Annotated in this window: 10 protein-coding genes; 9 read left to right on the forward strand and 1 reads right to left on the reverse strand. The window is 64.7% G+C overall.

What is annotated here, in order from left to right:
* Complete coding sequence (locus Q7V46_RS10910; RefSeq protein WP_304913563.1) at nucleotides 1–1,053, reverse strand: nitronate monooxygenase family protein; 1,053 nt, start codon at nucleotides 1,051–1,053, stop codon at nucleotides 1–3.
* Between the two features lie 81 nt (nucleotides 1,054–1,134).
* Here Q7V46_RS10910 and hpaR point away from each other — a divergent pair, with 81 nt between their 5' ends.
* The 9 genes from hpaR to Q7V46_RS10955 form a co-directional block, all read left to right on the forward strand.
* A complete protein-coding gene (hpaR, locus tag Q7V46_RS10915; protein ID WP_304913564.1) occupies nucleotides 1,135–1,620 on the forward strand; it encodes a homoprotocatechuate degradation operon regulator HpaR in 486 nt (161 codons plus the stop codon).
* Nucleotides 1,621–1,630: 10 nt separating this feature from the next.
* Complete coding sequence (locus Q7V46_RS10920; protein WP_304913565.1) at nucleotides 1,631–2,359, forward strand: fumarylacetoacetate hydrolase family protein; 729 nt, start codon at nucleotides 1,631–1,633, stop codon at nucleotides 2,357–2,359.
* The gene (locus Q7V46_RS10925) at nucleotides 2,356–3,123 is read left to right on the forward strand and encodes a fumarylacetoacetate hydrolase family protein (protein WP_304913566.1); all 768 of its coding nucleotides are present in this window, start codon (nucleotides 2,356–2,358) and stop codon (nucleotides 3,121–3,123) included. Before Q7V46_RS10920 ends, Q7V46_RS10925 begins: the two co-directional genes overlap by 4 nt.
* A gap of 77 nt (nucleotides 3,124–3,200) precedes the next feature.
* Nucleotides 3,201–4,670 (forward strand): 5-carboxymethyl-2-hydroxymuconate semialdehyde dehydrogenase, encoded by a 1,470-nt coding sequence (gene hpaE, locus Q7V46_RS10930; RefSeq protein WP_304913567.1) that lies wholly within the window; start codon nucleotides 3,201–3,203, stop codon nucleotides 4,668–4,670.
* A 258-nt stretch (nucleotides 4,671–4,928) separates the two neighbouring features.
* Nucleotides 4,929–5,852, forward strand: coding sequence for a 3,4-dihydroxyphenylacetate 2,3-dioxygenase (gene hpaD, locus Q7V46_RS10935; protein WP_304913568.1), 924 nt, complete (start codon nucleotides 4,929–4,931; stop codon nucleotides 5,850–5,852).
* Nucleotides 5,853–5,863: 11 nt separating this feature from the next.
* A complete protein-coding gene (locus Q7V46_RS10940; RefSeq protein WP_304913569.1) occupies nucleotides 5,864–6,310 on the forward strand; it encodes a 5-carboxymethyl-2-hydroxymuconate isomerase in 447 nt (148 codons plus the stop codon).
* Between the two features lie 8 nt (nucleotides 6,311–6,318).
* Complete coding sequence (hpaH, locus tag Q7V46_RS10945) at nucleotides 6,319–7,146, forward strand: 2-oxo-hept-4-ene-1,7-dioate hydratase (RefSeq protein WP_304913570.1); 828 nt, start codon at nucleotides 6,319–6,321, stop codon at nucleotides 7,144–7,146.
* Nucleotides 7,147–7,183: 37 nt separating this feature from the next.
* Nucleotides 7,184–7,999, forward strand: a complete 816-nt coding sequence (locus Q7V46_RS10950; protein ID WP_304913571.1) for an aldolase/citrate lyase family protein — start codon at nucleotides 7,184–7,186, stop codon at nucleotides 7,997–7,999.
* A 20-nt stretch (nucleotides 8,000–8,019) separates the two neighbouring features.
* Nucleotides 8,020–8,800: class II aldolase/adducin family protein (locus Q7V46_RS10955; protein WP_304913572.1), on the forward strand; the 781-nt coding region annotated here is incomplete at its 3' end.

Genomic DNA, 8,800 nt, shown 5'->3' on the forward strand with positions numbered 1-8,800 from the left:
TCACGGCAGGTTGGCGAAGCCTTTGGACAGCGCCAGCGTGATGTCCGCAGCCGGCACACCCCGGCAGCCGCGCGTATTCTGCCCGGCCCAAAGAGGCGAACAATCGCCACTGCCCTGAGCCTCCCAGTGCGCGCGCAAGGGCGCGATGGCTGCTGTGGCCAATGGAAAGGCCTGGGCGGCCGGGTTCAGTGGGCCAAGCTCCCGCATCAGGCGGTTGACGATGCCGCGCGCGGGTCGGCCCGTGAACAAATGCGTCAACGCGGTGTGGGCGCTCGCATCGCTCAGCAGCGCGGCGCGGTGCACCGCGCTGGTGGTGGCTTCGGGACAACAGAGGTAGGCCGTGCCCACCTGCACGCCGGCCGCGCCCAGCGCCATGGCTGCGCTCACGCCAGCAGCATCGGCAATGCCGCCAGCGGCGATCACCGGCACCTTCAATGCGGCCACCAGCTGCGGCACCAGCGCGAAGGTGCCCACCTGCGTGGTGATGTCATCCGTCAAGAAAATGCCCCGGTGCCCGCCCGCTTCCAGGCCCTGGGCAATCACCACATCGGCCCCGTGCGCTTCCAGCCACAGGCCTTCGGCAACCGTGGTGGCGGACGACAACACCACGCTGCCCCAGCCCTTCACGCGGACCAGCAGATCGGGCGCGGGCAGGCCGAAGTGGAAGCTGACCACGGGTGGCCGGAAGGGCTCGAGCGCGTCCGCCATGGCGTGGCTGAACGGCACCCGCCCGGCACTCGGGGGTGCGGCATAGATGTCGAGACCGGCTTGGGCATAAAACGGCGCCAGCACAGACCGCCAGCGGGCTTCGCGCTGCGGATCGGGTTCGGGCTGTGTGTGGCAGAAGAAGTTGACGTTGTAGGGCGCGCTGGTACCAGCGGTGATCGCGCCAAGTTCCGCAGCCATTGACTCGGGGGTGAGCATGGCGCAGGGCAGGGAGCCCAGTCCGCCGGCGTTGCACACCGCCACGGCGAGTGCGGCGCCTTGTGATCCGGCCATGGGGGCCTGCACCAGCGGCAGGCGGGTGCTGATGAGGGAGAGCAAGGGATTCATGCCGGCATTCTCCCCGTCGAAGCGTTGATCAGGGAAAACCCGTGCAACCAGTACAGACAAATCATTTAACATATTAAATAAATGGACCCGAACACCCCTTTCATCCACCGCAACCTGCCCCGCCTGCTGCTAGAAGCCCGAGAGGCGGTGATGCAGCACACTCGGCCCAGTCTGCGCGACCACGGGCTGTCTGACCAGCAATGGCGCGTGCTGCGCGTGCTGGGGGAACACGCTGGTGAGTCTGGCGGCGTGGAAACCGGCCGGGTGGCGCGTGAGGCGTTTCTGCTCGGCCCCAGCCTCACAGGCGTGCTCACGCGCATGGAACGCGACGGCCTGATTGAGCGAAGCCGCTGCCCTGATGACGCGCGCCGCACGGTGGTGCGGGCCACAGCGGAAGGGCTGCGACTGGTGGGTGCGCTCTCGCAGACCATCGAGGCGCACTACGCCTGGATGGAGGCGCGGCTGGGCAAAGCCAGACTGGCACAGCTCTATGCATTGCTGGACGATGTGATCGCCATGGAACAACCCGCCGACCAGGGCGAAACCGCCTCCCGGTTCGCTGCATGAAAGAACGAGCATGAACGCTCCCGCTTCAGCGCCTTACCTGCCTTCGGGCACGGTGTACGGCACGCTCCTCAACTTCCGCGGTGAGCACGCGCAGTGGGCGACTCGCATGGTCGAGCCGCCGTACAAGGCGCCACCCAAGGCACCGGTGCTCTATGTGAAAACGGCCAACACGTTCACACCGGCAGGCGAAAGGATCGCCTTGCCAGCGGGTGCGCCGGTGGAAGTGGCCGCGAGCATTGGTCTGGTGATCGGCTGGCCAGACGATCTGCTCGCGCCTGCCGGGCCGCCCGGTGTGTTGGGTGCGGTGTTGCTCAACGATGTGGCCATTGCGCACGATAGCTACTACCGCCCGCCGGTGAAAACTCGTTGCGTGGATGGTTTTCTGGGGATGGGGGCTGAATGTGTGGTGCTGGCGCGCCTAGGCGGTCTGGCTGGTTTGTCCAGCCTGCGCCTGGAGCTGCACATCAATGGCGTGCACCGGCAAACCACCGCATTGAGCGATCTGGTGCGCGACGCCGAGTCGCTGCTGTGTGAAGTGAATGCCTTCATGAGCTTGCGCGAGGGCGATGTGTTGATGCTGGGCACCGACTGCCTGCCAGATGGCACAAGGCCACTGGTTCATGTGGGCGACACGGTGGAAATTGTTGCGGAAGGATTTCTGGCCACGGTCCATCACTTTGTAGCTGATGAGACAACGCGCGAAGGCAGGCAAACTTTGGAAGCAGGAGCAGCACCATGAAGCGCGCCCGCATTGCCTGGGCTGGTGCCGTGCATGACGCGGTCGAGTGCGACGGACAGCTTGAACTGCTCACGCCCGCCCTGCGCGGCCAGCGCGTGGCGTTCGAAGGTGTGGTGTGGCTGCCACCACTGCCTCCCATGCCCGCGCACCGGCCGCGCACCATCCTGGCCCTGGGCCTGAACTACGCCGACCATGCCAAGGAATTGGCCTTCAAGGCACCCGAAGAACCGCTGGCCTTCATCAAAGGCGAGGCGTCGCTGATCGGCCATCGCGGCTTCACCGTGCGCCCGCCGGAGGTGCAGTTCATGCACTACGAGTGCGAGCTGGCGGTGGTGATCGGGCGCACCGCCAAAAGGGTGGCCAAGTCCGATGCGCTGGACTTCGTGGCCGGCTACACCGTGGCCAATGACTACGCCATCCGCGACTACCTCGAAAACTGGTACCGACCCAATCTGCGCGTGAAAAACCGCGACACCTGTACCCCCATCGGCCCCTGGCTGGTGGACGCCGCCGACGTGCATGACCCCATGAATCTGGCGCTGAACACCACTGTCAATGGCGCGGTCACCCAGCAGGGCAACACCCGCGACATGATTTTCGACGTGCCCACGCTGATCGAATACTTCAGCGCATTCATGACGCTGCACGCCGGTGACCTGATCCTCACTGGAACACCGCATGGCGTGGAAGATTGCAAGCCTGGCGACGAGGTGGTCACATCCATCGAGGGACTTGGGTCGCTGGAGAACACGATTGTGCTGTGAGCCATTTCATTCTGTCGTCCCCTCCCGAGTGTGCCGGTCTGAAGGCGCACTGCAAACCGCTTGAAGAGCACACCCACATGAACATCCGACACCTCATCAACGGCCAGGCCGTCGACGGCAACGCCACTTTCGAGACCATCAACCCCGCCACCCAGGAGGTGCTGGCCGAGGTAGCCACTGGCGACGAGGCCGAAGTGAACGCCGCGGTGCAAGCCGCCAAAGACGCGTTCCCGAAGTGGGCAGGCCTGCCCGCCACCGAACGCGCGCGACTGATGCGCCGCCTGGGTGAGTTGATCGCGAAGCACGTGCCCGAGATCGCTCAGACCGAGACCGACGACTGCGGCCAGGTGATCTCGCAGACTGCCAAACAGCTGATTCCCCGAGCGGCCGACAACTTCCACTACTTCGCGGAAATGTGCACGCGTGTGGATGGCCACACCTACCCCACACCCACGCACCTGAACTACACGCTGTTCCACCCGGTGGGCGTGTGCGCGCTCATCAGCCCCTGGAACGTGCCCTTCATGACGGCCACCTGGAAGGTGGCGCCCTGCCTGGCGTTCGGCAATACCGCGGTGCTGAAGATGAGCGAACTCAGCCCGCTCACCGCCGCACGCCTCGGGCAACTGGCACTGGAAGCCGGCATTCCGCCGGGCGTGCTGAACGTGGTGCACGGCTTCGGAAAGGATGCCGGCGAACCGTTGTGCGCCCACCCGGACGTGCGCGCCATTTCGTTCACCGGGTCCACCGCCACCGGCAACCGCATCGTGCAAAGTGCGGGCCTGAAGAAGTTCAGTATGGAATTGGGTGGCAAGAGCCCGTTCGTGATCTTCGAAGACGCGGACCTGGACCGCGCGCTCGACGCTGCCGTGTTCATGATCTTCAGCAACAACGGTGAACGCTGTACGGCCGGTAGCCGCATCCTGGTGCAACAAAGCATCTACGCCAATTTCGCTCAGAAGTTTGCCGAGCGTGCGAGGCGCATCACCGTGGGTGATCCGCTGGATGAAAACACCATCATCGGCCCCATGATCAGCCAGGGGCATCTGGCGAAGGTGCGCAGCTACATCGAGATGGGCCCGAAGGAGGGCGCCACGCTGCTGTGCGGCGGGCTGGACCGGCCTTCGTACGCGGCCGAGCTGCCATCGCGCGTGGCTAAGGGCAACTACGTGTGGCCCACCGTGTTTGCCGATGTCGACAACCGCATGCGCATTGCCCAGGAAGAGATCTTTGGCCCTGTAGCCTGCCTGATTCCGTTCCGCGACGAAGCCCATGCGATCGAGCTGGCCAACGACATCCAATACGGTCTTTCCAGCTATGTGTGGACCGAAAACCTGGGGCGCGCTCACAGGGTGGCGGCTACCATCGAGGCGGGTATGTGTTTCGTGAACTCGCAGAACGTGCGCGACCTGCGCCAGCCGTTTGGCGGCACCAAGGCCAGCGGCACGGGGCGCGAAGGCGGCACCTGGAGTTATGAGGTGTTTCTGGAGCCGAAGAATGTGGCGGTGTCTTTGGGATCGCACCACATTCCGCACTGGGGTGTTTGAGATGCTTTCACTCCAAAGGGTTGGCGGGATTGAAGGAGTGCGGGGCTCTGCTCCGCGAATGTCCCCCGAACCGGGCTGCGCCCGCTTCTCCTCCTTTATTTCGCTGCGCAGAACCCCACACCCCTTCAATCCTGCATGGCGTGCTGGCACACGGTCTGCCTCGCACGTGGTCCGCAGTGGGTTGACCGCCGGAGGCGAGCACCCCCGGCGGTCAACCTACGGAGCGAACGAAACCGCTCGAAAGCAAGGAGACAAGACATGGGCCAACTAGCACTCGTCGCCAAGATCACCCACGTTCCCTCGATGTACCTCAGCGAACTCGACGGTCCGCGCAAGGGCACGCGACAAGATGCCATCGACGGCCACAAGGAAATCAGCCGCCGCTGCCGCGAACTCGGTGTGGACACCATCGTCGTGTTCGACACCCACTGGCTGGTGAACGCCAGCTACCACCTCAACTGCGCGCCCCATTTCAAGGGCACCTACACCAGCAACGAACTGCCGCACTTCATCAGCAACATGGGGTTCGAGATCCCGGGCAACCCGGCACTGGGCAAATTGCTGGCCCAGGTGTGCAATGAGCATGGGGTTGAAACCCTGGCCCACGATGCCACCACCCTCGGCCCCGAGTACGGCACCCTGGTGCCCATGCGCTACATGAACGCCGACCAGCACTTCAAGGCCATCTCGGTCTCTGCCCTGTGCCAGTCGCACTACCTCAACGACAGCGCGCGCCTGGGCTGGGCCATGCGAAAAGCGGTGGAAGATCACTACGACGGCACTGTTGCCTTCTTCGCGAGTGGCAGCTTGAGTCACCGTTTCGCACAGAACGGCCTGGCGCCGGAATTCGCTTTCAAGATCTGGTCGCCGTTCCTCGAAACGCTGGATCGGCGCGTGGTGCAGATGTGGGAACAGGGTGAGTGGAAAGCCTTCTGCGATATGTTGCCCGAGTACGCTGCCAAGGGCCACGGCGAGGGCTTCATGCACGACACCGCCATGATGCTGGGCGCGCTGGGCTGGTCTGAATACGAAGGTCATGCCGAGGTCATCACGCCGTACTTCGGTGCTTCAGGCACAGGGCAACTCAACGCCGTGTTTCCCGTCACCCCTGTCAGCGGCAGTGCCATTCCCGCGCCGCAGGCGTCCTCTGCGGCGGGCTATCAGACCGTTTCGCGCCTCTGACTCACGACACCATGCCGCATCTCGTCATCCTCTACACCCCCAACATTGACCGACCCACCGATCAGGGGGGGCTCAACATGACGGCCTTGTGCCGGTTGTTGTGCGACGCCATGCTATCGGTGCGCGACGAACAAAACCGCCAGGTCTTCCCCACCGGTGGCACACGCGTACTCGCCTACCCGGCCGCCCACTTCGCAGTGGCCGACGGTGGTGTAGCCGGCAAAGCCGCTGGCAAGGGCAGCGATTACGCCTTCGTCTACATGAACGTGCGCATGGCCAAGGGTCGCAGCGCGCTGGTGCACCAGCGCGTGGGTGAAGCCCTGCAAGCCTGTGTGAAGACGCACTTTGCAGAACAGCTGGCCGCGCGGCCCATCGGCATCACGGTACAGGTCGACGAAGGCCACGAGGTGTTCGATGCCAAGATCAGTACGCTGCATCCGCTGTTCAACCCCGCCTGAGTCACCACATGCTCGACGACACCCTCATCCAGCAGCTCGCGGCAGCGCTCGACCGCGCCGAAAAATCCCGCGTGCCGCTGGCGCATTTCTCCAAAGCCCACCCTGGCATGACCATCGAAGACGGCTACCGCATCGGCCGCGCCTGGGTGGAACTGCAGAAGGCTCAGGGTCAGCGGGTCATCGGCCACAAGATCGGCCTGACCAGCCGCGCCATGCAGATCAGCAGCCAGATCGACGAACCCGATTTCGGCACCCTGCTGGAGCACATGCGCTTCACTGCAAAGGCAGGCGAGGTGCTCGACATTCCTGCCAGCCGCTTCATTGCGCCGCGTGTGGAAGTGGAGCTGGCTTTTGTGCTCAAGGCGCCATTGCAGGGACCTGACGTGACGTTGGCGCAGGTGCTGCACGCCACCGAATACGTCACGCCCGCGATCGAAATCATCGACGCGCGCATCGAACAGTTCGACCGCCACACAAAGGCCATGCGCAAGGTGTTCGACACCATCAGCGACAACGCTGCCAACGCCGGCATCGTGCTCGGTGAGGGTGACACCCGATACCGTGCCGATCCGCACTCCACCGACCTGCCGTGGTGCGGTGCCATTCTGCGCCAGAACGGCACGGTGGAAGAAACCGGATTGGCCGCCGGCGTGCAGGGCCACCCGGCCATCGGCATTGCGTGGCTTGCCAACAAGCTGGCGCCCTGGGGCGAGCGGCTCGAAGCCGGTGAAATCGTGCTGGCCGGCTCCTTCACACGACCGGTAACTGCGAAGGCGGGTGACCTGTTCGAGGCCGACTACGGTCCGCTGGGTTGTCTGCGTTTTCGCTTTGTCTGACCCCTCTTTGTTTCTTACCGACCCAAGGCCCTTCAACATGCAGACACCCACCAATCCCTTCAAGCAGGCCCTCGCCGGGCGCCGCCCCCAGATCGGTCTCTGGCTCGGGCTTGCCCACGCCTACAGCGCCGAGATCTGTGCGGGGGCGGGCTTCGACTGGTTGCTGATTGATGGCGAGCACTCGCCCAACGGATTGAGTGACGTGCTGGCCCAGGCACAGGCCATTGCCGCTTACCCGGCCACCCACGCCATCGCCCGCGTGCCGGCGGGTGACGCGGTGCTGATCAAACAGTACCTGGATGTGGGCGTGCAGACGCTGCTGGTGCCCATGGTCGACACACCTGAACAGGCGGCCCAACTGGTGCGCGCCTGCCGCTATCCACAGGACGATGGGCACGGCGGCGTTCGCGGCATGGCCGGTGCGCGCGCCTCGCGCTGGGGACGCTACCCAGACTACGCAAAGGAAGCCAACGCGCAGGTCTGCCTCCTGGTGCAGGCAGAGACGCGAGCCGCGCTGGAACAACTCGATGCCATTGCCACCACACCCGGCGTTGATGGCGTGTTCATCGGCCCGGCCGATCTTTCAGCGTCGATGGGCCATGTGGGCAACCCGGGTCACCCGGAAGTGCAGGCCGCCATTGAAGCCGCCATTGGGCGCGTCCTGCGCGCTGGCAAGGCCCCCGGCATCCTCACCAGCGACGAAGCCCAGGCCCGCCATTACCTGGCACTGGGCGCGGTGTTCGTCGCCGTGGGGTTGGACACCCAGATTCTGATGCGACAGACCACCGATCTCGCTGCGCGCTTCAAGGGAAGCGCCGCATCGCCTGCGCCCGCCAAGGGCGCCGTCTACTGACCACCCCTCCGGAGAGACCCATGAACGCTGCCCTGCAACCCGCAACCGTCCTCCCCGCCGGCATGCACCCCGACGAGTGGACCGCACGACTCGAACTCGCCGCCTGCTACCGGGTGTTCGCCATGCTGGGCTGGACCGAGATGATCTACAACCACATCACGCTGAGGCTGCCGGACAGCGTGGCAGGGAGCGCGGGGGCAAGCGGCGACAAACAGTTCCTGATCAATCCGTTTGGACTGCACTACAGCGAAGTCACTGCCAGCAATCTGGTCAAGATCAACTTGAAAGGCGAGGTGCTGGACGGCTCGCCCCACCCGGTCAACCCGGCCGGTTTCACCGTGCACGCCGCGATCCACGACGGCATCGAAGGCGCCCACTGCGTCATGCACACCCACACCACCGCCGGCGTGGCCGTGGCCTGCCTGAAAGACGGCCTGCAGCAGACCAATTTCTACACCGCCCAATTGCATGGCATGGTGGCGTACCACGACTTCGAAGGCATCACCATCCACGCCGAAGAAGCGCCGCGCCTGCTGAAGAGCATCGGCAACCGGCCGGCCGTGATCCTGCGCAACCACGGCCTGCTCGCCTGGGGCGCCACGCTCCCACAGACCTTCGCCATCCTCTGGACGCTCAACCGCGCCTGCGAAATCCAGCTCGCCACCTTCAGCATGGGCGGCGCGCAGGCGGCCATCCCTGTGCCGGAAGTCATCGCCGAAAAATGCACGCGTGACGCGCTGCAGTTCAACCCGAACCACGGCGCAGGCCGCGATGTGTTCGACGCGCTGGTGCGCCAGGTGA

Source organism: Hydrogenophaga sp. (assembly GCF_030651625.1).
GTDB lineage: Bacteria > Pseudomonadota > Gammaproteobacteria > Burkholderiales > Burkholderiaceae_C > Hydrogenophaga.

What these genes read in the sequence shown, in the direction of transcription:
- hpaE (WP_304913567.1), top strand. Translation starts at nt 3,201, where the DNA reads ATGAACATCCGACACCTCATCAACGGCCAGGCCGTCGACGGCAACGCC.
- Q7V46_RS10940 (WP_304913569.1), top strand. Translation starts at nt 5,864, where the DNA reads ATGCCGCATCTCGTCATCCTCTACACCCCCAACATTGACCGACCCACC.
- Q7V46_RS10950 (WP_304913571.1), top strand. Translation starts at nt 7,184, where the DNA reads ATGCAGACACCCACCAATCCCTTCAAGCAGGCCCTCGCCGGGCGCCGC.
- Q7V46_RS10910 (WP_304913563.1), bottom strand. Translation starts at nt 1,053, where the DNA reads ATGAATCCCTTGCTCTCCCTCATCAGCACCCGCCTGCCGCTGGTGCAG.
- Q7V46_RS10920 (WP_304913565.1), top strand. Translation starts at nt 1,631, where the DNA reads ATGAACGCTCCCGCTTCAGCGCCTTACCTGCCTTCGGGCACGGTGTAC.
- hpaD (WP_304913568.1), top strand. Translation starts at nt 4,929, where the DNA reads ATGGGCCAACTAGCACTCGTCGCCAAGATCACCCACGTTCCCTCGATG.
- hpaH (WP_304913570.1), top strand. Translation starts at nt 6,319, where the DNA reads ATGCTCGACGACACCCTCATCCAGCAGCTCGCGGCAGCGCTCGACCGC.
- hpaR (WP_304913564.1), top strand. Translation starts at nt 1,135, where the DNA reads ATGGACCCGAACACCCCTTTCATCCACCGCAACCTGCCCCGCCTGCTG.
- Q7V46_RS10925 (WP_304913566.1), top strand. Translation starts at nt 2,356, where the DNA reads ATGAAGCGCGCCCGCATTGCCTGGGCTGGTGCCGTGCATGACGCGGTC.